The sequence below is a fragment of the Martelella sp. AMO21009 genome (assembly GCF_053484295.1).
This window is the reverse complement of record NZ_JBAKFR010000003.1, coordinates 221,401-245,825: the sequence shown is the minus strand read 5'-3', so window position 1 is coordinate 245,825 and position 24,425 is coordinate 221,401. Positions and strand designations below refer to the sequence as shown.

Below are 24,425 nucleotides of genomic sequence, written 5' to 3'. Positions count from 1 at the left end.
TGACACCGTTGAGTTCCGAAATTACAATGAGGCCCATGATGGCGAGATCAACCCGAACGCGCAAGTTTCTGAAATGGACGCTGATCGTTCTGATCGCCCTGATGGTCGCCTATGCCCTCGGCTGGTTCTATATCGCCCGCACAGTCAAAGCCCGGATTTTCACGCTGCTTCAGGGCCAGGATCAGCAAAACGTCGTCGTGAACTGCGAGGACATCGGCTATAACGGCTTTCCCGCCAAATTCGGTTTTTTCTGTGACGGCCTGCATGTGCGCGACCGGACGTCGGATTCGGTCTTCGACGCGCCGCAACTTATGGCCGAGGCGCCGGTCTATTCGCCGTGGTCGGTTCTGGCGAAGCTCACCGGCCCCGCCACGCTGCAAAACGACGCCGGCATGCTGTTGCGCGCGGAGTGGCAGGATTTCGGCGGCAAGCTGATCTACAGGGGTGGAGCGCCGCGCCTCGTCTCCTTCGATTTCGAGGCCGTGACCGCCCGTTTCGCCGATCCCCAGGGCCGACAGGGAACGCTGACGGCGGAGCAGGGGCAGGGGCTGGTGCGCAATGACAACGGCGATCTCGATGTCGCGCTGAACCTGAACGAGGCGGTTCTGCGTCCGCAGAACAATGCCGAGGCCTTGCCCGCCGTGTCGCTCAATCTTCTGGCAACCGTCGATGACGGCGGCGCGCTGCTCGAGACCGACTTCCATCCGCAAATGCTGCGCGGCAAGAGCGGGATCGTCAACCAGGCGGCGCTCGCGATTGGCGAAAGCCAGTCGACGATGGCGGTCTCGGGCCGCTTCGCCTTCGACAAGGACGGCTATCTCGATGGTCGCTTCAGCTTCGAACTGACCGGCATAGACGGCGTGGCCCAGCTTGCCGCGCTGAGCTTCCCTGGCGCTGCCGGCGTCATCAATTCCGTCACCGGCCTGGTGAAGAACTTCACCGGCGGCCAGCGCACGGTGACGCTCGATGTGCGCGTCGAACATGGCAGGGCCGTGCTCGGCTTCATCCCGCTCGGCAAGATACCGCCGCTTTGATCAGTCCTTGTCGTCGAGCGCGTGGCGGCCGAAGTCGGCGGCCTCGACATCCTGTCCGGCCTCCACGATCGAGCGGCGAATGTCACGGGTGCGGCTGAAGAGTTCGAACAGCTTGTCGCCCTCGCCCCAGCGGATCGCGCGCTGGAGATAGGCGAGGTCTTCCGAAAAACGCGCCAGCATTTCCAGAATGGCGTCGCGGTTATGCAGGCAGACGTCGCGCCACATGGTGGGGTCGGAGGCCGCAAGGCGGGTGAAATCGCGAAAGCCGGAGGCGGAATACTGGATCACTTCCGATTCGGTCACCGTCTCCAGATCGTCCGCGGTGCCGACGATATTGTAGGCGATGATATGCGGCAGGTGCGAGACGATCGCCAGCACCTTGTCGTGGTGATCGGCGGCCATGGTGTCGACCTTGGAGCCGATCGCCTGCCAGAACCGGGTGAGCTTGTCGACGGCTTCCGGGTCGGCGTCTTCCGCCGGCGTCAGGATGCACCAGCGGCCCTTGAACAGGCCGGCAAAGCCGGCATCCGGGCCGGATTTCTCGGTGCCGGCGATCGGGTGGCCGGGGATGAAATGCACGTTCTCGGGCACGAAAGGCGACATCTGCGCGATGACAGAGGCCTTGGTGGAGCCGACATCGGTCAGGATCGCGCCGGGCTTCAGATTGGGCGCGATGCGCTCGGCCACCGCGCCGGACGCGCCGACGGGCACCGAGACGATTACCAGATCCGCGCCGCGCACCGCGTCTTCGGCGGAAGCGGTATAGCGGTCGCCAAGCCCCAGTTCCTCCGCCCGCCGCAGCGTTTCCGGCGAACGCGTCGAGATGATGATCTCGCGGGCAAGCCCCTTGGCGCGGATATCGCGGGCAAGCGAGGAGCCGATCAGGCCGATGCCGATCAGCGCTATGCGTTCGAATGCGATCATGCCTTTTCCGTTTCCGGCGCGGCGGCGAGAAACGCCTTCAGCGCCTCGATGACGCCGAGATTGGCCTCTTCGGTGCCGACGCTCATGCGCAGCGCGTTGGGGAAGCCGTAGCCGGCGACGGCCCGCAGGATATAGCCCCGAGCGCTCAGATAGCGGTCGGCGTCGGCCGCGCGCTTTCCATCCTCATCGGGGAAATGAATCAGCACGAAATTGGCGACCGACGGCGTGACCGTCAAGCCAAGCGCGGTGAGCTCATCGGTCAGCCGCTCGATCCATTTCAGATTGTAATCGACGGCCGCCCGGGTGAAGGCGTCGTCCCTGATCGCCGCCGTCGCCGCCGCGATCGCCGGCGCGTTGAGGTTGAAGGGGCCGCGCACCCGCTCCAGCGCCGCGATGATATCGGACGGGCCGTAAAGCCAGCCGACCCTGAGCGCTGCAAGCCCGTAGATCTTCGAAAACGTCCGGGTCATGACCACATTGTCATTCTCGGCGACCAGTTCCAGCCCGGCCTCATAATCATTGCGGCGGACATATTCGGCATAGGCGGCGTCGAGCACCAGCACCACGTTTTTCGGCAGGCCGGCATGGAGCCGCCGGATTTCCGAAAACGGCACATAGGTGCCGGTCGGGTTCGCCGGATTGGCGATGAAGACGACGCGGGTTCTGTCGGTGACGGCCGCGAGGATCGCGTCGACATCGACCCGCGCGTCCTTTTCCTTCACCGTGACGGGCGTGGCGCCGTTTGCGAGAATCTGGATCTTGTAGACCAGGAAGCCGTGCTCGGTGATGATCGCCTCGTCGCCCTCGCCAAGATAGACATGGGCGATCAGGCCGAGCAGTTCGTCGGAACCATTGCCGCAGATGATATTACCGGTGTTGAGCCCGTATTTGGCGGCAATCGCCTCGCGCAGCGCGCTCGACTGGCCGTCGGGATAGAGCGCCAGGTGCTCACCCACGGATTGCATGGCGGCGATCGCCTTCGGGCTCGGCCCGAGCGGGGTCTCGTTCGATGACAGCTTGTGAACCTTGCCAGCGCCCTCGCCATGGGACTTGCCGGGCACATAGGCGGCAATGTCCATGATGCCGGGGCGCGGCGTTGGCTTGATCATCTGTTCGGTCATCGGAAACCTCGAAAATTGTCGGCCTTTTCCGGCCGGTTTTTGGCGTGAGCAGCAATAATTGCGATTGGGGTCTTTGTCGAGTGTCAGCCGCGATGTCGCGCGCGCGTGGTCGGCACGCCCTGGGGCGCAAGCGCCGGCACCAGCACCTTGCGCGCGGCGCGGGCTGCGACGGGCAGGCCCTGATAGAGCCGCTTCTGCGCCTCGATGATGTTGACGCCGGCAAAGGCGGGCCAGAAGGTGCGGCCGGAGCGCTCGAAACTGGAGCGAAGCTTCAGCACCGCGCGGCTTTTCGACGGCGGAAAGAACAGCGCCTCGGCAAAGGCCGCGGGGGTGAAATTGGTCTCCCGCAGCAATTCGATGATCTGCCCCTTGGAATAGGGCCGGCCATTGCCGAAGGGCGTATGTTCGAGGCGCGCCCAGACGCCGCGCCGATTGGGCGCCACGATCACCACCCTGCCGCCGGGCGCCAGCACCCGCCATAATTCGCGCATGGTCTCGCGGGGGGCCTCGGCGAATTCGAGCGCGTGGACAAGCAGGATGCGGTCAATGGACGCATCCGGCAGCGGCAATTCCTCTTCATGAACGAGGACGGTTGCCGACGGGCCGAGCGGCGGCCAGTTGATCGCGCCCTGCGAGGCCGGCATCAGCGCCATGGTTCTTTCGGCCTCACCGGCGAACCGGTCGAGATAGGGCAGGCAATAGCCAAGCCCCGCCAGCCGCTCATCCGGCAGCGACTGCCAGATCGGCGTAAGCGCCATCGCGATCGAATGGGCGGCGAGCCTTCCGAGCTCGGTGTGATAAAACGCGCGCAGGTCTACGATATCGGCATTCATGAGCTGAGGTTGACCCGGCTGATGGTTGGACTTCAATGTTCACCGTACTACATTGAAGCCCATTGAGTAAGCAATTGCGAGGCCTGATATGCGTTCACTGGAAATTGCCGTCTTCATGTGCCGCTCCGATAATTACGGCGTCCTGGTGCACGAGCCGGAAAGCGGCAAGACCGTCAGCATCGACGCGCCCGATGGCGAAAAGGTGATGGCCGAGGCCGAACAGCGCGGCTGGACGATCACCGATATCTTCACCACCCACCACCACAAGGACCATGTCGACGGCAATCTTATGCTCAAGGAGAAATATGACTGCCGCATCGTCGGCCCGATCGAGGAGGCGGTGGTAATCCCGGGGCTCGATCTCGCCGTGTTCGAGGGCGACGAACTCGAATTTGCCGGCCACAAGGTGGAGGTGATCGAAACCCCCGGCCATACCGCCGGACACATCTGCTATCATTTCGTCGAGGACGGTCTTCTGTTTGCCGCAGACACGCTGTTTGCGATGGGCTGCGGCCGTCTGTTCGAGCGCCCGGCCTCCGACATGTGGCCGTCGCTGCAAAAGCTGATGGCGCTGCCGGACGAGACCGAGGTCTATTTCGGCCACGAATATACGCTCGCCAATGCCAAATTCGCGCTTACCGTCGATCCCGACAATGCGGTGCTGAAGGAGCGGGCCGAGGCGGTGGCGGAACTGAGGGAGGCCGGCGGCTTCACCATTCCGACCACGATCGGGCTTGAGAAGAAGACCAACCCCTATTTCCGGGTGGCCGATCCGGCGATCCGCAAGACGCTCGGCATGGAAGAGGCGAGCAATGCCGAGGTTCTGGCCGAAATCCGCAAGCGCAAGGACAATTTCTGATGACCGCCGACGCGATCATCGAAGCGCTCGGGCTCAAGCCGCATCCTGAGGGCGGATGGTTTGCGGAGACGTTTCGTGATTCGTCCGGCGGCGGGCGCGGGGCCTCGACGCTGATCTATTTCCTCTTGAAGGCGGGCGAGCGGTCACACTGGCACCGCCTGCATACAGCCGTCGAGGTCTGGCACTATTATGCCGGCGCGCCCCTGAAACTGATGCGCTCCGTCGATGGCAAAGCGGTGGAAACGCAGATGCTCGGCCCGGACATTGCAAAGGGCGAGCGTCCGCAAGGGGTGATTCCCGCCGGATGCTGGCAGGCGGCCAAAACCACCGGCGATTTCACGCTGGTCGGCTGCACCGTGGCACCAGGCTTCACCTTCGAGGATTTCGAACTCGCCGAACCGGAGTGGGCACCGGGCGGGTGAGGGCAGCGGTTCTGGAGCGTAGGCATTTCAGTTTCTCGAACTTCCGCCGATGCACGCTCCCTGAGGCAGCGATCTTTGTGCGGCCGTGAGACTTGCACCCAATACTCTCTCCCGCTGGCGGGAGAGATGCCCCGAAAGGGGCAGTGAGGGTGGAGCAGCGTGTCAGTCTTTTGAGGGCGCCCGTGTGGATGCTCTCCCCCCTCACTGTCGCTTTCGCGACATCTCTCCCCTCCGGGGCGAGAAGATTGGGGGGCTGTGCGGTTAAGTTCCGTGAAACGGGCGCGCACACGACGCAGGGGGAGACCCGCTTCCCGCCCTGTTCTCCACTCCGGCCTAGGAATTCTTTCCTCTGATCATGTCGCGCGCGGCAATCACCGCGCCGCCGGTGATCAGCAGGCAGGCGGCGATCACGCGCCAGCCGGGTTCACCGAATCGGGCGATAATCAGGATGATGGTCGACAGCAGCGGCGCGGCATAGCTTGCCGCCCCCAGCACTTGGATATTGCCGTGCTTGACGCCGTAGTCCCAGGCGTAGAAGGCGAGGCCCACCGGCAGCAGGCCAAGGCCCGCCACCGCCAGCCACTGGCCGAAATTCTCGGGCCAGACCGTGGTTTCCAGCCCGATATGGCAGAGCAGTGAGAGCAGGGCGGTTGCAAGGCAGAAGCCGGTGACGACATCGGTCGAGACCTTGGAGAAGGAGCGCGAGGCCAGCGAATAGCCCGACCAGGTGAAGGCGCAGAGGAAGGCGGCGAAGTAGCCGAGTGCGTATTCCCCGCTGAACGCCAGCCCGCCGCCGCGGGTGACCAGAATGGCGGTGCCCGCAAAGCCGGCAAGCGCGCCGATGATGTGATGGGCTCTCAGCCGCTCGCCCGGCAGCAGCGCCGAGCCGACCACGATTAAAAGCGGCCACAGATAGGCGATCAGCCCGGCATCGACCGCCGGCGCGTTTCTGAGGGCGGTGAAATAGAGGAAATGATAGCCGAAAAGGCCGGCAATGCCGACGGTCCAGACCTTCGCCGGCTGGCGCAGCCGCTTCAGCCGTTCCGGCCGCGCGATCAGTACCGCGATGCCCGGCAGGCTGGCGATGGCAAAGGCGATGGCCGAAAGCTGGAACGGCGGCACATTGCCGGAGGCGGCTGTAAACAGCGCCAGCAACGCCCACATCAGCACGGCGGAAAACCCGATCAGGGTGGCGCGCATTGTCATGGCGTCAGCGCGGAAGGCCGAATTTCGAGGCGTAGATCGTCAGCCGCCCGATCTTCAGCGGGATATGGGCCATGACCGGCGCGAACACGTTCAGTTCCTCATTATAGGCGAACCAGACGACGAGTTCGCGGGAATTGGCGAGATATTCGATATCCTCATCCTTGCGCTCATAGCCCGCCACCGGCTTGAACCGGATGGCGCAGCCGATCGCGCGCCCGGAAAAACCTTTCGTGGAAAACGGCCGGCTACCCGCTGACGCCATTTCGAGCTCCAGCCGGGTTTCGCCGTCGAAGATCGAGATCGTGGTGGCGCAGGGATTCTTGGAAGGCGGCAGCAGCAGCGCGGAGACCGGATCGATCACATTGCGCAGATGCTTGGACTTGACCTCGACCCAGTTATCCCCACGCGGGCCCGGATCGGGCTCGATGGTCGATTTCGTCACCCGCTTGTTGGAAAAGGTCGCGGCATAGTCTCGGGCATAATCGCCATCGCGGTAGACGAGCTGGAATTCCCGCGTTTCCGGCTTGCCGCTGCGCCAGACCCCGTCGGCGTCGACCTTGACGGCGATCGAAGTGAACAGATTGCCAATCCCCGCCGCCTCGATATCGGCATTGATATTGTACTTGCCGTCGGCAACCGTGGTGTTGAACACGGCGTTGGCGATCCTGATTCCGGAAAACGACAGCGTGTAGGTGGTCTGCTGCTTGATATCCTCGGCTTGCGTGGCGGGAGCTGCGAGGAGCGCCGCGACGAGCCCGAGCGATTGAAGAAGTTTAGCTGCCATATCCCGCATCCGTCCATTGAAGTTCGATTACCCCCCGTTTATGTCGTAGCTGACAGCAAAAAAACAGCCGTAAATTTTTCGTCTACCGCGAAAAACCGGCAAATCGCCTTGACCTTTGGCGAGGGCAAGATTATAGAACCGCAACTTTCCAATGAGCCGCCAATTGGATCGCGGGGCATGGCTGTCCCGTTGAAAGCCTTGGCTAAAGAAGAATAAGTAGGTGTTACCATGTCCCGCATGTGTGAATTGACTGGCAAGGGCGTGCTGTCCGGCAACAATGTTAGCCATGCCAACAACAAGACCCGTCGCAAGTTTCTTCCCAATCTTTGCCGGGTAACCCTGATGTCGGAAGCAACCGGCATGAGCTATCGTCTGCGCGTTTCGGCAGCGGCTCTCCGCTCCGTTGAGCATCGCGGCGGTCTCGACGCATTCCTGCTGAAGTCCGGCGAGCGCGATCTTTCGCCGCGCGCCCGCCTTCTGCGCAAGGAAATCATCAAGAAGACGGCCGAACAGGCCGCCGCCTGATTCAGGCATTCTGACTAAACTGGAGAGCCTTGCCGCCAGCCGGTAAGGCTCTCTTTATTCGTTCTCCAACTGGTGGCATCACCCAGGATAAAAAAATGCGACAGACGCAGTCCGTTGTTATCTACAGCCTGCTGATGGCAGGCGTCGTGCTTCTTTCCAACATCCTCGTCCAGTATCCGGTTTCCGGAACGCTGTATGGCATCTCGCTCGCCGATCTTCTGACCTGGGGCGCGTTCACCTATCCGCTCGCCTTTCTGGTCAACGACCTGACGAATCGCCAGTTCGGCCCCTCGGCCGCGCGCAAGGTGGTGATCGCCGGTTTCGTCGTCGGCGTTGCCTTTTCCTTCTACGCCTCGGTGCCGCGTATCGCGATCGCCTCGGGTACGGCCTTTCTGGTCGGCCAGCTTCTCGATATCTCGGTCTTCAACAGGCTGCGCCGGCAGACATGGTGGAAGGCGCCGCTGGCGGGCTCGCTGTTCGGCTCCGTGCTCGACACGGTGCTGTTCTTCTCGATCAGCTTCGCCGCCATCTTCGCCTTCTTCGGCCCAAATGATGAGTTCGCGCTCGGCATGGCCCCGCTCTTCGGCGTGTTCGCGCTCGAAGTGCCGCGCTGGGTCTCCTGGGCGCTCGGCGATCTTTCAGTCAAGCTCGCCTTCAGCCTGATTATGCTTCTGCCCTATGCGGCGCTGATTTCCTGGCTCAGACCGATGCGCAGCGTCAACGCATAGCGGCGACGACCGCCTCGCGAGGGCCGTTTTCGACAATGCTTTCATAGGCCTTGAGGATCGCGGCGCGGAAGGCGGGATGCGTCGCCAGATCGGCGTCGAAGATCGTGTCGATGGCGATCAGACCATCGACCAGCGCCGCGCCGTCGCGGTCCCGCGCGACAGCCAGCAACTTCTCGGAAAGCGGATCGGTCAGCGTGCCGCCGCTCTCGGTCGCAAGCTTCACGAATCGCATCCAGCCGGCCAGGGCGAGCGCCTGAAGCGGCCAGGGTCTGCCGGCCTCGATATTCTCCTCGACCGAATGAAGCAGGCGCTGCGGCAGTTTCTGGCTGGTATCCCAGGCAATCTGGCCGGTGCGGTGTTTCAGCTTCGGGTTGGCGAATCGGGCGATCAGATCATCGGCATAGGCCTCGATATCGACGCCCTCGATCGCGGGCAGCGTCGGGCGCTGTTCGTCGAGCATCAGGCTGCGGGCGGCCTTGCGGAACACCGGATCGGCCATGCAGGCGTCGACCGTTTCGATTCCTGACAGGCTGCCGAGCATCGCCAGAAACGTATGCGCGCCGTTCAGCATTCTGAGCTTCATCATCTCGAACGGGCGCACGTCGTCGGTCAGCATCGCCCCGCCTTCGGCATAGGGCGGGCGACCGGCGGCGAAATCGTCCTCGATCACCCACTGGCGGAACGGCTCGCAGACGATGCCGTTGTCGTCGGCCGCGCCGCCATTGATGTCCTTCAGCAGCGCGCGCCCTTCATCGTCGAGCGCCGGCACGACGCGGTCCACCATGGTGCCGGGGAAGGTGACATGGGCGTCGATCCAGTCGGCCAGCCTGCCGTCGCGCTGATGGGCGAAGGCGAGGACAGCGGCGCGCACCAGCCTGCCATTGTCGGGCTGGTTGTCGCAGGAAAGCACGGTGAGGCCGGAAAGCCCGGCCGCGCGGCGGCGCGCAAGGCCTGCGACGATGACGCCGATCGCGGTTTTGGGGTTTTCAGGGTTTTCCAGGTCGGCGCGGATGCCCTTATGGTCGAGATCGAGCTGACCGTTGCGGCAGCAATAGCCCTTTTCCGTGATCGTCAGGCTGATGACGGAGAGCGGCTCGGAGGCGATCAGGTCGAGCAGCGAATCGATGCCGTCGCGGCCCGGATGGCGGGTGCCGACGACCACGGCGATCTCGCGCGCGGTCACGCCGTCGCCGTCGACCTCGGCCACCAGATACCGACGTCCCGCATCATCGAGCGCGGAAAGCTCTTCCGCGCCGGAGTTCAGCCGGCAGGCCACCACGCCCCAGTCGCCGCCAGCGGCGTTCAGGCCCTCCTGCAGATAGACCATCAGATGGGCGCGGGCGAAGGCGCCGAAGCCGATATGAAGGATGCGCGGGCGGAGCGAGGCCGGATCGAATTTGGCGCGGATGACGGTTTCTGGCATCGGAACTCCTCGTAAGTGCCTGACGGGATCGCAGGCACCTTATCGCGGCGGGCGGCGGCTGCGGTCAAGCAAAGTTTGCATGTCAACGGTCGCAGCGCCAGAATGCGGCCTCGCTCAAAGGGTGGAACTTTACCCGGCGCGAACCGTTTCTGAGCGCTATCCATCCCAATCCAGCGAGGGCAATGTGGCCGGACGCGTTCTTCTTCAGTTTTTCCATTGGTATTATCCAGACGGCGGCAGGCTCTGGGGCGAGGTCGCGGAAAAGGCCGCTGACCTTGCGGAGATCGGCGTGACCGACGTCTGGCTTCCGCCGGCCTACAAGGGTGCCGCCGGCGGCTATTCGGTGGGCTATGACACCTATGACCTGTTCGATCTCGGCGAGTTCGACCAGAAGGGCTCTGTCCCCACAAAATACGGCGATCGCGGCGCGCTGGAAGCGGCCTGCGGAGCGCTCGCGGAACACGGGATCGGGGCGATCCACGATGTCGTGTTCAACCACAAGATGGGCGGCGACGAGCGCGAGGCGGTCAAGGTACGCCGCGCCAATCCGGACGACCGCACCGAGATCGAGGACGAGGCCTTCGATACCCACGCCTATACCCGCTTCACCTTTCCGGGTCGGCAGGGCCAACATTCCGAATTTGTCTGGACCCAGAAGTGCTTTACCGGCGTCGACTATATCGAGGACCCGACCGACACCGGCGTCTTCCGCCTCGTCAACGAATATGGCGAGGGCGAGTGGAACGACGAGGTGGACGAGGAGCTTGGCAATTACGACTACCTGATCGGCTCCGATGTCGAATTCCGTAACCGCGCTGTCTATGAGGAACTGAAATACTGGGGCCGCTGGTTTTCCGAGCAGGTGCCGGTCGCCGGCTTCCGGCTCGATGCCGCCAAGCACATCCCCGCATGGTTCTTCCGCGACTGGATCGGTCATATGCGCGGAACCGTGAAGGAAGACCTGTTCGTGGTCGCCGAATACTGGCATCCCGATATCGGCGCGCTGGAGAACTATCTGGAACTTGTCGACCGTCAGCTCCTGCTGTTCGATGTCGGCCTGCATCATAGCTTCCACGATGCCGCGAAGGGCGGCGGCGATTTCGACATGCGCACCATTTTCGACGGATCGCTGCTTTCGGCGCAGCCGGAGCATGCCGTCACGCTGGTGGAAAACCACGATACCCAGCCGCTGCAATCGCTCGAGGCCGCCGTTGAACCGTGGTTCAAGCCGCTTGCCTATGCGCTGATCCTGATGCGCGAGCAGGGCGTGCCGAGCGTCTTCTACGCCGATCTCTACGGCGCGGACTATCGCGACAAGGGCAGCGATGGCGAAGAGTACGACATCGTGATGCCGAAGGTCGAATGCCTGCCGGCGCTGATTTCCGCCCGTAAGCGATTCGCCAATGGCGGCCAGACCGACATGTTCGATGACCCGAATTGCCTTGCGATCGTGCGCCATGGAACCGATGAGGCGCCGGGCTCGGTCACGGTGCTTACCAATGGCGAGGAGACCGGCAAGCATGTCGAACTCGGCGAGGGGCATGCCGGGGCAAGCTTCCGCGATTTTCTCGGCCATCGTGAGGATACGGTAACGGCGGATGAGCAGGGCAATGCCGATTTCCCGGTCAATGGCGGCAGCGTCAGCGTCTGGGTGCGCGAGGATGCGCTCTGAAGATCGCTATCCGCGCGGCAGCGTGCGGAAGGCCTTCTTCGCGGGCGAGCCCTGCCATTCGGGATGCTCGGCTTCCGCCTGTTTCCACGCCGCAGCCGAACGCCGGTAGGCCATGGGCGAGGCGATTTTCGGGATATGCGCCAGTTCCCAGTGGATGCCGTTGATGGGATCGTCGAAAAACACGCCGTAATAGCCGGGCGCATAGACCGGATATTCCGCCGGGGTCTCCGTCACGGGAACGTCGTTAGGAACGAGGAAATCGCTATGGAAGCGATCGACCTCCTTCCGGTTCTTCGCCCACAGCGCGATGTGATGAATGCCGGTGGCGCGCGCCGCGTGATCGAGCTTGCCGCCGGTCTTGGCCGGCTGGATGCCGATATAGCTGTGGGGAAAGGGAAAGCGCGCCATGTAATAGGTCGAGTGGTAGCCGATATCCATGGTCCAGAAACTCTTGTATCCCAGCCAGCCGAACATCCGGTCGTAGAACGCCACCGAGTTCTCGTAGTCGATGACCGAGAATTCAACATGATTGACACCGCGCCAGCGCATTGTGCATCTCCTGTTTTGCGGCGGAATTGGACCTCGCCGTCATTTCGTGCAATACGTTAGACCACTGGTCTAAAATGTCAATGAAAGCGGATTGATGGCTGCGGAAGACAAGAGAAAGCCGATGGCGGAGGGCGACACGGCGCTTGCAAGGCTAAAAGCGCTGGCGCCGGAGCGCCGCGCGTGCCTGCTGGACGCGGCCGAGGCGGCATTCGCGGAGGCGGGCTTCGCCGGCGCTTCGATGAACGCCATCCTGGCCGCGGCCGCCATGAGCAAGGGGCAGGCCTATTACTATGTGCACGACAAGTGCGACCTCTATTCCGCCGTGATCGAACGCGCGCTCGGCGAACTGGTCAACCGGATGGATTTTTCCGCGCCGCTCCAGGCCGAAACGATCGATCTCTTCTGGGATGGCATTTACGCGGCGTTCGAGCGCCTCAGCGGGGCTCTTGTCGCCGATCCCGTCATGGCGGCGCTTGGCCGGACGATGTATGAGGGCCCGCAGACGGAAAAGGCGCTTGAAGCGCCGCTTGCGCGGATCAGGCGCGCTCTGGAGCTGCTCGTGGAAAAGGGGCAGGGACTGGGCGCCGTCCGCTCCGACATGCCGCGCGCGCTGATCGTCGACATGGTGCTTTCCGCCGCCCGCGCGCTTGACCGCTGGTTTGCGGAAAACTGGGAGGCTTTGTCGCCGGAAGAGGCGGCGCGCCTCAATCTCGAGGGGCTGAAGATGATCCGGGCGATGGCCGCGTCCGCCGGTTGATCCAGCGTCAGCCGGCCAGCCTGAACTCCAGCATCAGCGTCTGCTGCAGCACCGAATCATTGTCGTCCGAGATGATGATCAGATGCAGGCTACCGTCGGGCATCGCAATAACGTCGAGCCCTTCCATATTGTCGATCCGGTTCAAGCCGCTTGCCTGCATGATCACCGGACCGTCGACCACCGCGCCGGCGCGGATCGTATCGGCGGGTATGCGGCGGATGCGCATGCCGATGCCGCCCAGAAGCGAAAACCGACGTTCCAGGAGCAGCAGATCGCCATCCGGCAGGAAGGCAGCGTCGGTGACGTCGAATTCCTGATTCTTGACGACCTTGAAAATGCCCTTTCCGGAACCGGAAATGATGGCCGCGAACAGGTTTCCGTCGCTGTCGATGCTCTTTTCCGCAACCACCACGGTCCGGCCATCAGCATTGGTCGCCATCGCCTCGAGGCCGCCATTGGCGCGCAATTCGTTGCGGGGAATCAGGAAACCGGGGCCGCGCGTTGCCGTCGCGTTGTCATGGCCCTTCAGAGGGTACTGGTCGATCCGGTGCATGTTCTCGAAGCCGACGAGGATCCGTCCGTCCTTGATCGTCATGCTCTCGGCATCCATGGCGACCTTTTTGGCGTGCACGCCACTGACGTTCTTCATCGGCGTGACCGTCACGTCGGCGACGCCGGAAAGTCGTCCCCTGCCATCGCGGGTAATCTCGCCATCGATCCATTGGCCGTCATCGGCGACCGCGATGAAGCGTTTGCCGCCAGGCAGGAAACGGATCGAGGAAAGCGAATGCAGGCCGGAAAGCTTGAGCCCGCCGACGAATTGCAGCGCGCCGAAGCGGGTCACGGCCGGGTCATTGGCGAAACTATCGATCCGCGTGGAAGAGACATCCGCAGCCGAAGCCTGCGCGCTGACGAGCGCCAGCGCAAGAAGAAGGGCGCGTATCATCGAGCGCGTCGACGCCTCGGCGCCTCGGCGCCCTGTTCCTCGAACAGCGCGGCAAGCTGGTCGGTCATCGCGCCGGCCAGTTCGTCGGCATCGACGATGGTGACGGCGCGGCGGTAGTAGCGGGTGACATCATGGCCGATGCCGATCGCCAGCAGCTCCACCGGTGAGCGCGTCTCGATATGCTCGATCACCGCGCGCAGATGCTTTTCGAGGAAATTGCCGGGGTTGACCGAGAGCGTCGAATCATCGACCGGCGCGCCATCGGAAATCATCATCAGGATGCGGCGCTGCTCGGGCCGGCCCATCAGCCGGTCATGGGCCCAGATCAGCGCCTCGCCGTCGATGTTCTCCTTCAGCAGCCCCTCGCGCATCATCAGCCCGAGATTGGCGCGCGAGCGCCGCCAGGGCTGGTCTGCGGATTTGTAGATGATATGGCGCAGATCGTTGAGCCGGCCGGGGGCCGCGGGCTTGCCGGCCTCCAGCCACTTCTCGCGCGACTGGCCGCCCTTCCACGCCTTGGTGGTGAAGCCCAGGATTTCGACCTTGACGCCGCAGCGCTCCAGCGTGCGCGCCAGAATGTCGCCGCAGGTGGCGGCAACCGTGATCGGGCGGCCGCGCATCGAGCCGGAATTGTCGATCAGGAGCGACACCACGGTGTCGCGGAACTGGGTGTCGCGCTCCATCTTGAAAGAGAGCGGCTGCATCGGATCGATGACCATGCGCACCAGCCGCGCGGTATCGAGATAGCCTTCCTCGAGATCGAAATCCCAGGACCGGTTCTGCTTGGCCATCAGCCGGCGCTGCATGCGATTGGCAAGCCGGCCGACCGCGCCCTGAAGGTGGGCGAGCTGCTTGTCGAGATGGGCGCGCAGGCGCTGAAGCTCTTCCTGGTCGCACAGTTCCTCGGCGGTGATTTCCTCATCGAACTCGGTCGAGAACACGCGGTAATCGACCTTTTCGTTGAAATCGTCGAAGGCGGTGTTTGGGCGCTTGGTCTCGCCGGCGACTTCCGAATCGGGATCGGCCTCGTCGTCGAGATCGGTATCGGCCACTTCCGCGCCGTCGAGTTCGCCCTGGTCCATTTCCTCGTCGGCGCTGTCGCTGTCATCGGCGGAGGCCGAATCCTCGCCGGCCTGCTCCTCGACCTGTTCGTCGTTCTCGCGTTCGGAGCGCGGCTGCTCCTCGTCGGAGAGGTTTTCCTCTTCGTCGTCGTTTTCGAGGTCGTCGCCGGCATAGTCGTCGGCCATTTCCATCGATGACAGCATCGAGCGGACAACGCGGGCGAAGGCGTCCTGATCGTCGATCGAGCCCGCCAGCCGGTCGAGGTCGACGGCGGCCTTGTCCTCGATGAAATCGCGCCAGTAATCGAGCACCTTTCCGGCTGATTCCGGCGGTTTTTCGCCGGTCAGCTTTTCGCGTACCAGCATGGCGACGGCTTCGGAAACCGGCGCGTCTTCCTTGCGATCGATGGCGGCGAAATTGGCCTTTTCGTATTTTTCCGCATGCATGGCGGCAAGGTTCTTCGCCATGCCCGGCATGCGCTTCGCCCCGATCGAATCGATCCGGGCCTGCTCAACCGCGTCGAAAATCGACTGCGCCTCGGTGCCGCCGGGCGACATGTGGGCGTGGGTCACGGGATTGTGGCAGGCCATGCGCAGCGCCATGGAATCGCCAAGCCCGCGCACCACGGCCAGTTCCTCCGGCGTCGGGCGCTTGGAGAATTCCGGAAGCCGGATCTGGTGGCCGCTCATGCCCGGCCGGTCGCGCGAAAACACGACCTCCGCCTCCCGTTCGCCGGAGATCGCGCGCACGCAGCCGGAAACGGCCCGGTGCAGCGGCTCCAGGTCTACGGGCGCATAGGGATTGGATTTTCGATTGTCGCCGGGACCGGCCATGGAAATTTCCTCAGGCGCTGATCACGACGTTGGCGGCGCTTTCCTTCAACTCCTCGCCGAAGGCGCGCTGATATTGTTCGGCCACCAGTGTGCGTTCCAGCTCGTCGCACTTGTTGAGGAAGGTGACGCGGAAGGCAAAACCGACATCGCCGAAGATCTCGGTGTTCTCGGCCCAGTTGATCACCGTGCGCGGGCTCATCACCGTCGAAAGATCGCCATTGACGAAGGCCGAACGGGTGAGGTCGGCGACGCGCACCATATTGGAGACGGTTTCGCGGCCCTCGGCCGTGGCGGCAAAGCTCTTCACCTTGGCGAGAATGATGTTCACCTCCTGCTCGTGCGGCAGGTAGTTGAGCGTGGTCACCAGCGACCAACGGTCCATCTGGGCCTGGTTGATCTGCTGGGTGCCGTGGTAAAGCCCGGTCGTGTCGCCGAGGCCAACCGTGTTGGCGGTCGCAAACAGGCGGAAGGCCGGGTGGGGGCTGATCACGCGGCTCTGGTCGAGGAGCGTCAGCCGGCCGGAACTTTCCAGAACGCGCTGGATCACGAACATCACGTCCGGTCGGCCGGCGTCGTATTCGTCAAACACCAGCGCGACATTGTGCTGATAGGCCCAGGGCAGGATGCCGTCCTTGAACTCGGTGACCTGCAGGCCGTCCTTGACCACGATCGCGTCCTTGCCGACAAGGTCGATACGGCTGACATGGCTGTCGAGGTTAACGCGCACGCACGGCCATTTCAGTCGCGCCGCAACCTGCTCGATATGGGTCGATTTACCGGTGCCGTGATAGCCGGAAACCATGACGCGGCGGTTATGGGCAAAGCCGGCGAGAATGGCGAGCGTGGTGTCGCGATCGAACAGGTAGTCGGGATCGAGGTCGGGCACATAGGGGTCGTCGGTCGAATAGGCCGGGACTTTCAGGTCGACATCGAGGCCGAAGGTTTCACGAACCGAGACGGTGGTGTCGGGGAGGTTCGAATAGTCCAGATCGATCTTGCTCATCATTTCTCCAGCACGGCCTCCTGGGAAAAGGCCGCTCAACGGTCTTTTATCTGCTTTTGATAATAGCGTCCTAGCAGAAGCCGGACTGCTTTAACAATTGGTATGCCTGCACCACGGCGCGAAAAGTTTCTTCCGAGCCGCGATCGCCGCCATTGGCGTCGGGGTGGTGTTTCTTGACCAGCAGCTTGTACTGCTTCTTGATGTCGTCGGAGGTCGCCGAGGCGCTCAAGCCGAGCGTGTCGAAGGCCTTGGCTTCCAGCGTCTTCAGCTTGCGCTCGCGCTTCGGACGCTGCGGCCGGCCATCCCTGCCGTCATGAACGAAGCCGAACGGATCGCGCATGCGTGCGCCCGAGGCGGCATTGCCGGCCTTCCTGGAGCCGTTGAGCGGCGTCTTGCGGGTATCGCCGTTGACGCCGACGGTCCAGGTCGGGCGATGGCCGGTGAGCGCTTCCTTCTGATAGCGTGCGATCTCGCTGTCCGACAGGCCCTCGAAATAATTATAGCCCTTATTGTAGGCCTTCACATGCTCGAAGCAGAACAGGAAAAACTGTCCCTCGGCATTGCGGCCGACGGGCGCCTTGTGCTTTCCGGGCTTGTGGCAGCCGTCCCACTGGCACTCGGGCACAGCGGTCTCCGCATCGGCGGGTTTTGCCGCGGCGGGGCCCTTGCGCTTGGTGCGGAGGCGGTCGAAATATTTGGAATCTAGATTCATGGCGCGTGATTATGACCTTCCAAGCCCGCCACAACAAGAATTGACAACGGGATTTCTTACTGGCTTTCTGCCCTGTTAACGCGTTGACCACGGCGCGGGGTTCGCGAAAGCCGGTTTTTAACCTTTCCGTTAGACGCGCCACGCGCGACAAGGAGTGAAACGATGGCAATGGCCGCAGCAATCGAAGACCGGCTGAATACCCTGTTCAATCCCGAACGGCTGATTTTGAAAGACGAGAGCGCGCAACATGCCGGCCACTACAATGATCCGGACGCTCCCGAGATTACCCATTTAAGGATCAGGATCGTATCCGACAAGTTCAAAGGGATGAGCCGCATCGCACGACATCGTGCCGTCAATGAGGCATTGGGCCCGGAATTCGCTGATGGCCTTCATGCTTTGGCGATCGAAGCCGCAGCACCCGACGAGCCGACGCGGTGGTAATGGGGAGGTTCGAATGCAGTGGAGCTCTCCGTTCTATTGACAACGCCTACCCATTCTCCGCCGTCCGCCAATCAGACTGCCGCTTTCACGGCAGTCGTCAACAGACCAGGGTGACGCGCGGCGGGTGAGGGGGAGTGCCGAGGACAGAATTTTGCGCGATAGGGGGCCTGGGTAAAGCGTGTCAGGCGCTTCCTTGCCTTACCTCAGCGCGCGATTAAGCCCTTTACATCTGATGATGAACATAAGAACATATAAGGAACAAAGTCGGAGGTAAACCCTATGGCATTCGAACGCAGGATCAGCCTGATCACATTGGGCGTCGAGGATATTGCGGAGGCGACGGCGTTCTACGAGCGTCTGGGCTGGAAGAAATCATCCGCCTCGCAGGAAAGCGTCAGCTTTTTCGGGCTCAACGGCATCGCGCTTGGCCTTTTCGGGCGAAAGGCGCTGGCCGAGGATGCCGGCCTGGCGGGCGTAGCGGACGACAGACCGGCATTTTCGGGTGTGACGCTTGCCTATAATGTCGGCTCCGAAAGCGAAGTGGACGAGGCGCTGGCCTTTGCCGAAAGCTGCGGCGCGCGGATCGTGAAACCGGCGGAAAAGGTGTTCTGGGGCGGCTATAGCGGCTATTTTGCCGATCCGGACGGCCATTTGTGGGAGGTCGCCTTCAATCCGTTCTCGCCGCTCGACGAAAACGGACACATGACGCTGCCGCTTTAGCCCGCTTCAGCCATGCGCGCGGATGACCGCTAAAAAGTCCTCGCCGTAACGCTGCAGCTTGGTCTGGCCGACGCCCGAAACCGAAAGCATGGCCTCCGGCGAGTCCGGCCGTTCGGCGGCGAGCGCAATCAGCGTGGTGTCGGGGAAGATGACATAGGGCGGCACGCCGCCTTCCTTGGCAAGCGCCGTGCGGGTTGCGCGCAGGGCCTCGAACAAGGCGCTATCCTGCTCGGGCACGGCGGCGCGTTTGTCGGCACTGCGTCTGGCCGAGCCGGAGGAGCCGCCGCGCGTGGGGCGGTCCTTGCGAAAACGCACGGTCCTTTCCTTGCGGAAAACCGCGCGCGCCTCCGGCATCAGCTTCAGCGCGCCATAGGCCTCGTGGTCGACCGTGATCAGGCCTGCGGCCAGAAGCTGGCGGTAGACAGATTGCCAGGTCTTGACCGGCAGGTCGCTGCCCGCGCCGAAGACCGGCATCTGCGTGTGTCCGAAGCGCTCGGTCCGCTCGGTCTCCTTGCCGGTCAGCACGTCAATCAGGTGGCCGGCGCCGAAGCGTTCGCCGGTGCGATAGATTGCCGCCATCGCCTTGATCGCAGCCTCCGTGCCGTCCCAGGTCTCGACCGGCTTCAGGCAGGTGTCGCAATTGCCGCAGCCGCCGGGATGGGCCTCGCCGAAATGGGCGAGAATCGCCTGCCTGCGGCAGCCTGAGGTTTCGCAGATGCCGAGCAGCGCATTGAGCTTGGCGCGTTCGACGCGCTTGATCTCCTCGACCGCGTTGCCGTTGTCGATCATCCGTCCGCGCTGCACCACATCAGCCATGCCGTAGACCATCCAGGCCTCCGACGGCAGGCCGTCGCGGCCCGCGCGGCCGGTCTCCTGGTAATAGGCCTCGACCGAACCCGGCAGGTCGAGATGGGCGACATAACGCACATTCGGCTTGTCGATGCCCATGCCGAAGGCGACGGTGGCGACGAGGCAAAGCTCCTCTTCCTTCAGGAACGCATCCTGATTGGCGTCGCGTAGCGCGCGGTCCATGCCGGCGTGATAGGGGAGCGCTCGGATGCCCTGGCCGTTCAGCCATTCGGCGGTTTCCTCCACCTTGGCGCGCGACAGGCAGTAGACGATGCCGCTATCGCCCTTGTGGCGGGTGAGAAAATCCAGCAATTGCCGGCGCGGCTGGTCGCGCTCGATGATCTCGTAGGTGATGTTGGGCCGGTCGAAGGAGGTGGTGAAAACCGCCGCGTCCTGAAGCGCCAGCCGCTCGATGATATCGTCGCGGGTATGCGGATCGGCGGTCGCCGTCAGCGCCATGCGCGGCACGCCGGGAAAGACCTCTTTCAGCGCATCGAGCGCGCGATATTCCGGGCGGAAATCATGGCCCCATTGTGAGACGCAGTGCGCTTCGTCGATGGCGATCAGCGCGATCTTCACATGCGCCATCATCTCGCGGAAACCGGCGGTCGCCATCCGCTCCGGCGTCACGTAAAGAAGGTCGAGGTCTTCATTATCGAGTCCGCGGCGGATCGCGCCATATTCCTCGCGCGAAAGCGTCGAATTCAGTGCCGCGGCTCTGACGCCGAGCTGTTTCAACGCCTCCACCTGGTCGCGCATCAGCGCGATCAGCGGCGAGACCACCAGCGCCACGCCCGGGCGGCAGAGCGCCGGCACCTGATAGCAGAGCGACTTGCCGGCGCCTGTCGGAAACAGCACCACGGCATCGCCGCCGGCGAGGACCTGTTCGACAACGGCCTGTTGTTTGCCGCGAAAGGCGGCATAGCCATAGACGGATTTGAGGATGGAGAGCGGATCGGCGACATTTGACATGTTGGAGCCATAGCGCGGCGAACGGCGCGCGCCAAGGCCGGGGCGGGACAGGCTTCTGTGTTTGCCGCGTTTTTCTTGCATTCGGCGGCGGCGGGAGCGATAAGCCGAACGATAGATGAAGGCAGATAGCATATGGCAGGCACGAACAGCGAGCGTCCGCTTCTGGCGGAAGGTCCCGTGATCATTCTGGTCAATCCGCAACTCGGCGAGAATATCGGCATGGTGGCGCGCGCCATGGCGAATTTCGGCCTTGCCGAACTGCGCCTCGTCGAGCCCCGCGACGGCTGGCCGAGCGACAGCGCGCGCTCCGCCGCCTCCAAGGCCGATCATGTGATCGATGGCGTAGAGGTGTTTGACCGGCTGGAGGACGCGATCGCCGACCTCAATTTCGTCTATGCCACCACCGCCCGCAGCCGCGACGGCTTCAAGCCGGTGCGCGGGCCGACGGTTGCCGCCGATACGCTGCGCGCCCGCCACAGGGCAGGGGAGCGTTCAGGTATCCTTTTCGGGCGTGAGCGCTGGGGGCTGAAGAACGAGGAGGTGGCGCTCGCCGACGAGATCGTGACCTTCCCGGTCAACCCCGCCTTCGCCTCGCTCAACATCGCCCAGGCCGTGCTGCTGATGTCCTATGAGTGGATGAAATCCGGCATGGAAGATGAAAGCGCGACGCCGTTTCAGGCCGTCGAGCAGACGCCGGCCACCAAGGAAAATCTGTTCGGCCTGTTCGCCCATCTCGAAGAGGCGCTCGATGCGCGCGGATATTTCCGCCCCGCCGACAAAAAGCCCAAAATGATCGACAATCTGCGCGCAGTCTTTACCCGAAGGGCGATGAGCGCGCAGGAAATTCATGTGGTGCGCGGGGTGATTTCCGCGCTCGATCGCTATACCCGCAAGAACCCGCGCGGCCAGGATGGCGGCGATGAGCGATGACGGCCCGGTTCTGATTTTCGATTCCGGCATTGGCGGGCTGACCGTGCTGCGCGAGGCCCGCATGCTGATGCCGGAGCGCCGCTTCGTCTATATCGCCGATAACGCCGCCTTTCCCTATGGCGACTGGGAGGAGGGCGCGCTGCTCGGGCATCTGCTCAGGCTCTTCGGGCAGTTGCTGGAGGAAATCCGCCCGGCCTGCGTGATCATCGCCTGCAACACGGCCTTCACGCTTGCCGGCGCGGCGTTGCGCGAGCGCTTTCCGGAAACTGATTTCGTGGGCACTGTGCCCGCCATCAAGCCGGCCGCAGAACGCACCGCCACCGGCCTGATCTCCGTGCTGGCAACGCCGGTGACGGTGAAGCGCGACTACACCAAGGGGCTGGTAGAAAGTTTCGCCAGCCATTGCCATGCCCGCCTCGTCGGCTCGCGCTATCTGGCGGCGCTCGCGGAAGACTATATCTGTGGCATTGCCGTTGCCGATTCGGCGCTCTGGGCTGAGATCGCGCCCTGTTTCGTGGAGGAGGAGGGCAGGCGCACCGATATCGTGGTGCTGGCCTGCACGCACTATCCCTTCCTCGCCAACCGTTTCCGCAAGCTCGCCCCCTGGCCGGTGGACTGGCTGAACCCGGCCGAGGCGATCGCCATCCAGGCAAAGCGCGTGCTGGGGCCGTCGTCAGCCGCCGCCGATGGCGGCCCCAACCATGACTTCGTTGTCTTCACCGGCGAAAACCTGCGTCCGGAAACCGTGCGGCTGATGCAGGGCTTCGGCCTCAAGATCGCCGCGCGCCGGAAGGGGTGACAGGCTGGCCCCGGCAACTGTTCGGGGTGGTTGACGAAAGGCGGGCGGCGTTTCCAGCTCGGGCACGGTCGCATAACGACCAAGGATGACACGAAACGCGTCCGCCAATCAGACTGTCGCTTTCACGGCAGTCGTCAACAGACAAGACGTCAACAGACAAGGGTGATGCCCGTGGTAGGGGTAGATTTTTCGTCAATCCTGTCCTCGGCCTTTTTCCGCCCAGCGAAAAGCAGCCTAAATTGCGACGCCGAAATGCCTCAAACCCTCGATCACGCCGTCGGCGACTTCGCCGCGGGCCTGATAGATGCGGTCATTGCCCTTGACCAGGTTCCGCAGGTCGTCATGGCCGTTGGCCGGGATGATGCCGCGCACATCGGGCACGGTGAACATCGCGCTGTCATTGCCGGTGTCGCCGGCCACCACGACGTCGTCATGGGCGATGTCGAGTTTCTGGCACAGCCATGAAAGGCAGGCGCCCTTGTCGGCATTCTTCGGCAGGATGTCGAGATCGCGCTTCGATGAATAGATCAGCTTGACCTCGAGCCCCTTCGACGTCAGCGCTTCCTCGATGGCCTGCAACCGGCCCTTCCTGGCGTTTTGCAGATACCAGCTCGATTTGTAGCCGTGCTGATAGCGCTCAGGCTGGCGGGTCACGTCGGGAATATTGGACATGATCCGCTCGACCTTCTCGACATCGAAGGCGTTGCCGATGAAATCGTCGAAACCGCCGATGGGCAGGCCATTGCGGTGGTCATGGGCCATGGTGCCGACGCCGCCGATCAGGAAATCGGGCTCGGGCAGGCCTACCATGCCGATCAGGTCTCGGATATCGTCGACAAGCCGCCCGCTGTTATAGACCAAGAGCGGGCGCTCGGCTTCGGGCACGGCGTCGAAGGCCCGGCGGAAGCGTTCCGTCGAGCCGTTGTCGCCGACAAGCGTGCCGTCGAGATCGGAGGAGAAAAGTCTGATCGCCATCGCCTCAGTCGCCGTCATTCCAGGGTTCGGCCCAGTCGCTGTCCTGCAGCGATTGCCGCATCGGCCGGCCCTCGACCAGCGAGATCAGCTGCTGGGCGATACCGGTCCAGGTGAACAGGCTGCGGGCCTTGTGCGCGCCCATGCGAGCCAGGCGATTATAGAGCCGCTGATGCTTGAACGGCTTCATCATCATGATGCCGAGATCGTATTTGTCGAACGTGTCGGCAAACAGCGCGTGACGCCCGAAGCTGATCGCGCGGTAGAGCCCGCCATTGGTGGTCACCACCGTCGGCGTTCCCGACGCCATCGCCTCGATCGCGGTCATGCCGAAGGGTTCGTAGCGGCTTGAAAGCACGAACATGTCGGCCGCGCGATAAATGTCGGGCAGGTCTTCGTCGGAGACATAGCCGGAGAAGTGGACCTTGTCCTCAAGCCCGAGCTCCTTCACAAGGTCCTTGAGTTCGTTGAGGATTCTGGTTTCGAGCTCGTCCATGTCCGTGCCGCCGACGGCAAGCTGTAGTTCGGCGTCCGGCACCCGCTCGGCCATTACCGAGAAGGCCTGGATCAGAAGATCATAACCCTTGTTGGTGGCGAGCCTGCCGAGCGCCAGCACGGTCTTGCCCTTGAAGCCGAACTGTTCGCGCAGCATGTCGCGGGTGGCGCCGGAAACCGGATAGAAGCGGTTGTCGTCATAGCCGGGCGGGATCATGTAGACCCGGTCCTCGCGGATGCCGTAATCCTCCACCAGCATGTCGACCTGAAGCGGCGTCGTGGCGATCACGCTGTCGCAGGCGCGGTAGATCTTGTTTTCGTGCTTAATCCGCTCGGTGAAGTTGAAGTCCTTTTCGAACTGTTCCTTCTTGTCAGGATAATCGGTCTCCATCGTCCGCTTCTTCCACAACCCGATCGAGTGCGGCGTGTGGAGATGCGGGATGTGGAGCGCTTCGGCGAGCCTGAGGCCGGCATAGCCGGCGTCCCAGTAATGGGAATTGATGAAGGTGTAGTTGAGATCGTGCTCGCGCATGTAGCGTAGCGCGTTCTCGCTCCACTCCAGAAGGTGCTTGTAGAGATATTCCTTGGGAATAAATTCCTTGCCGCCGCAGGGAATCCGCACGACCCGGACGCGCTCGTCGACCTCGTCGATTTCCGGCTGGTCTTCGAACCGGCGCGTATAGATGTCGACGGAAAAGCCGAGCTGGGCGAGTTTTTTCGAAAGTTCCAGAATGTAGACGACCTGTCCACCGGTATCGGCGGCGCCAAGCGGCGGATCGGCGGCAACATATCCATGGGTGGAAACAAGCGCGATATTTGGATATTTACCGGACCCGTTTTTATCTGCCATC

General features: G+C 63.0%; 25 protein-coding genes. 11 read left to right on the top strand and 14 right to left on the bottom strand.

What is annotated here, in order from left to right; all coding sequences use genetic code 11:
- The first annotated feature begins 38 nt into the window (after positions 1–38).
- On the top strand, positions 39–1,034 hold the full coding sequence (locus V6766_RS05390; protein ID WP_448464349.1) for a DUF2125 domain-containing protein: 996 nt from the start codon (positions 39–41) through the stop codon (positions 1,032–1,034).
- On the opposite strand, the gene V6766_RS05385 is transcribed toward V6766_RS05390, so the two are convergent.
- From V6766_RS05385 to V6766_RS05375, 3 genes are all read right to left on the bottom strand, one after another.
- Complete coding sequence (locus tag V6766_RS05385; protein ID WP_448464347.1) at positions 1,035–1,958, bottom strand: prephenate/arogenate dehydrogenase family protein; 924 nt, start codon at positions 1,956–1,958, stop codon at positions 1,035–1,037.
- On the bottom strand, positions 1,955–3,079 hold the full coding sequence (gene hisC / locus V6766_RS05380) for a histidinol-phosphate transaminase (RefSeq protein ID WP_448464345.1): 1,125 nt from the start codon (positions 3,077–3,079) through the stop codon (positions 1,955–1,957). The genes V6766_RS05385 and hisC overlap by 4 nt, the downstream gene beginning before the upstream one ends.
- Before the next feature lie 83 nt (positions 3,080–3,162).
- The gene (locus tag V6766_RS05375; RefSeq protein ID WP_448433106.1) at positions 3,163–3,912 is read right to left on the bottom strand and encodes a class I SAM-dependent methyltransferase; all 750 of its coding nucleotides are present in this window, start codon (positions 3,910–3,912) and stop codon (positions 3,163–3,165) included.
- A gap of 88 nt (positions 3,913–4,000) precedes the next feature.
- Here V6766_RS05375 and gloB point away from each other — a divergent pair, with 88 nt between their 5' ends.
- Positions 4,001–4,771 (top strand): hydroxyacylglutathione hydrolase, encoded by a 771-nt coding sequence (gene gloB, locus V6766_RS05370; protein ID WP_448464343.1) that lies wholly within the window; start codon positions 4,001–4,003, stop codon positions 4,769–4,771.
- A complete protein-coding gene (locus V6766_RS05365) occupies positions 4,771–5,193 on the top strand; it encodes a cupin domain-containing protein (protein WP_448464341.1) in 423 nt (140 codons plus the stop codon). The genes gloB and V6766_RS05365 overlap by 1 nt, the downstream gene beginning before the upstream one ends.
- A 333-nt stretch (positions 5,194–5,526) precedes the next feature.
- Here the strand turns inward: V6766_RS05365 and yddG are convergent, their stop codons facing one another.
- Both yddG and V6766_RS05355 read right to left on the bottom strand, forming a co-directional pair.
- The gene (yddG, locus tag V6766_RS05360; RefSeq protein ID WP_448464339.1) at positions 5,527–6,399 is read right to left on the bottom strand and encodes an aromatic amino acid exporter YddG; all 873 of its coding nucleotides are present in this window, start codon (positions 6,397–6,399) and stop codon (positions 5,527–5,529) included.
- A 4-nt stretch (positions 6,400–6,403) separates the two neighbouring features.
- The gene (locus V6766_RS05355; RefSeq protein WP_448464337.1) at positions 6,404–7,183 is read right to left on the bottom strand and encodes a DUF3108 domain-containing protein; all 780 of its coding nucleotides are present in this window, start codon (positions 7,181–7,183) and stop codon (positions 6,404–6,406) included.
- A gap of 228 nt (positions 7,184–7,411) precedes the next feature.
- Between V6766_RS05355 and rpmB the strand changes: the two genes are divergently transcribed.
- Together rpmB and V6766_RS05345 are read left to right on the top strand one after the other, a co-directional pair.
- Positions 7,412–7,708 (top strand): 50S ribosomal protein L28, encoded by a 297-nt coding sequence (rpmB, locus tag V6766_RS05350; protein WP_448431497.1) that lies wholly within the window; start codon positions 7,412–7,414, stop codon positions 7,706–7,708.
- A 95-nt stretch (positions 7,709–7,803) separates the two neighbouring features.
- Positions 7,804–8,436: a queuosine precursor transporter gene (locus tag V6766_RS05345; protein ID WP_448464335.1), complete on the top strand. Its 633-nt coding sequence runs from the start codon at positions 7,804–7,806 to the stop codon at positions 8,434–8,436.
- Here V6766_RS05345 and V6766_RS05340 read toward each other — a convergent pair.
- A complete protein-coding gene (locus V6766_RS05340; protein ID WP_448464333.1) occupies positions 8,426–9,859 on the bottom strand; it encodes a mannitol dehydrogenase family protein in 1,434 nt (477 codons plus the stop codon). The genes V6766_RS05345 and V6766_RS05340 overlap by 11 nt on opposite strands.
- A gap of 184 nt (positions 9,860–10,043) precedes the next feature.
- Here V6766_RS05340 and amyA point away from each other — a divergent pair, with 184 nt between their 5' ends.
- Positions 10,044–11,531 carry an alpha-amylase gene (gene amyA / locus V6766_RS05335; protein WP_448464331.1) on the top strand — a complete coding sequence of 496 codons (1,488 nt, stop codon included), beginning with the start codon at positions 10,044–10,046 and terminating at the stop codon, positions 11,529–11,531.
- Between the two features lie 6 nt (positions 11,532–11,537).
- Here amyA and V6766_RS05330 read toward each other — a convergent pair whose 3' ends face one another.
- Positions 11,538–12,080: a VOC family protein gene (locus V6766_RS05330; protein WP_448464329.1), complete on the bottom strand. Its 543-nt coding sequence runs from the start codon at positions 12,078–12,080 to the stop codon at positions 11,538–11,540.
- A 94-nt stretch (positions 12,081–12,174) separates the two neighbouring features.
- Here V6766_RS05330 and V6766_RS05325 point away from each other — a divergent pair, with 94 nt between their 5' ends.
- Positions 12,175–12,837 (top strand): TetR/AcrR family transcriptional regulator, encoded by a 663-nt coding sequence (locus V6766_RS05325; RefSeq protein ID WP_448464327.1) that lies wholly within the window; start codon positions 12,175–12,177, stop codon positions 12,835–12,837.
- Positions 12,838–12,844: 7 nt separating this feature from the next.
- On the opposite strand, the gene V6766_RS05320 is transcribed toward V6766_RS05325, so the two are convergent.
- The 4 genes from V6766_RS05320 to V6766_RS05305 form a co-directional block, all read right to left on the bottom strand.
- Positions 12,845–13,783: an esterase-like activity of phytase family protein gene (locus V6766_RS05320; protein WP_448464325.1), complete on the bottom strand. Its 939-nt coding sequence runs from the start codon at positions 13,781–13,783 to the stop codon at positions 12,845–12,847.
- Complete coding sequence (gene cobT / locus V6766_RS05315; protein WP_448464323.1) at positions 13,780–15,678, bottom strand: cobaltochelatase subunit CobT; 1,899 nt, start codon at positions 15,676–15,678, stop codon at positions 13,780–13,782. The genes V6766_RS05320 and cobT overlap by 4 nt, the downstream gene beginning before the upstream one ends.
- A gap of 10 nt (positions 15,679–15,688) precedes the next feature.
- The gene (gene cobS, locus V6766_RS05310; RefSeq protein ID WP_448464321.1) at positions 15,689–16,681 is read right to left on the bottom strand and encodes a cobaltochelatase subunit CobS; all 993 of its coding nucleotides are present in this window, start codon (positions 16,679–16,681) and stop codon (positions 15,689–15,691) included.
- Between the two features lie 70 nt (positions 16,682–16,751).
- Positions 16,752–17,393 (bottom strand): DnaJ domain-containing protein, encoded by a 642-nt coding sequence (locus V6766_RS05305; RefSeq protein WP_448464319.1) that lies wholly within the window; start codon positions 17,391–17,393, stop codon positions 16,752–16,754.
- A gap of 162 nt (positions 17,394–17,555) precedes the next feature.
- Here V6766_RS05305 and V6766_RS05300 point away from each other — a divergent pair, with 162 nt between their 5' ends.
- Both V6766_RS05300 and V6766_RS05295 read left to right on the top strand, forming a co-directional pair.
- On the top strand, positions 17,556–17,837 hold the full coding sequence (locus tag V6766_RS05300; RefSeq protein ID WP_448464317.1) for a BolA family protein: 282 nt from the start codon (positions 17,556–17,558) through the stop codon (positions 17,835–17,837).
- A gap of 279 nt (positions 17,838–18,116) precedes the next feature.
- Entirely contained in the window at positions 18,117–18,557 is a 441-nt protein-coding gene (locus tag V6766_RS05295; RefSeq protein ID WP_448464315.1) for a VOC family protein, read from the top strand.
- A 6-nt stretch (positions 18,558–18,563) separates the two neighbouring features.
- On the opposite strand, the gene recQ is transcribed toward V6766_RS05295, so the two are convergent.
- The gene (gene recQ / locus V6766_RS05290) at positions 18,564–20,378 is read right to left on the bottom strand and encodes a DNA helicase RecQ (RefSeq protein WP_448464605.1); all 1,815 of its coding nucleotides are present in this window, start codon (positions 20,376–20,378) and stop codon (positions 18,564–18,566) included.
- A gap of 132 nt (positions 20,379–20,510) precedes the next feature.
- Here recQ and V6766_RS05285 point away from each other — a divergent pair, with 132 nt between their 5' ends.
- Complete coding sequence (locus V6766_RS05285; protein ID WP_448464313.1) at positions 20,511–21,308, top strand: RNA methyltransferase; 798 nt, start codon at positions 20,511–20,513, stop codon at positions 21,306–21,308.
- Complete coding sequence (gene murI, locus V6766_RS05280) at positions 21,289–22,107, top strand: glutamate racemase (protein ID WP_448464311.1); 819 nt, start codon at positions 21,289–21,291, stop codon at positions 22,105–22,107. The genes V6766_RS05285 and murI overlap by 20 nt, the downstream gene beginning before the upstream one ends.
- Positions 22,108–22,341: 234 nt before the next feature.
- Here the strand turns inward: murI and V6766_RS05275 are convergent, their stop codons facing one another.
- Both V6766_RS05275 and V6766_RS05270 read right to left on the bottom strand, forming a co-directional pair.
- Positions 22,342–23,082, bottom strand: a complete 741-nt coding sequence (locus V6766_RS05275) for an HAD-IIB family hydrolase (protein ID WP_448464309.1) — start codon at positions 23,080–23,082, stop codon at positions 22,342–22,344.
- A 4-nt stretch (positions 23,083–23,086) separates the two neighbouring features.
- Positions 23,087–24,424, bottom strand: a complete 1,338-nt coding sequence (locus V6766_RS05270; protein WP_448464307.1) for a glycosyltransferase family 4 protein — start codon at positions 24,422–24,424, stop codon at positions 23,087–23,089.
- Position 24,425 lies beyond the last annotated feature (1 nt).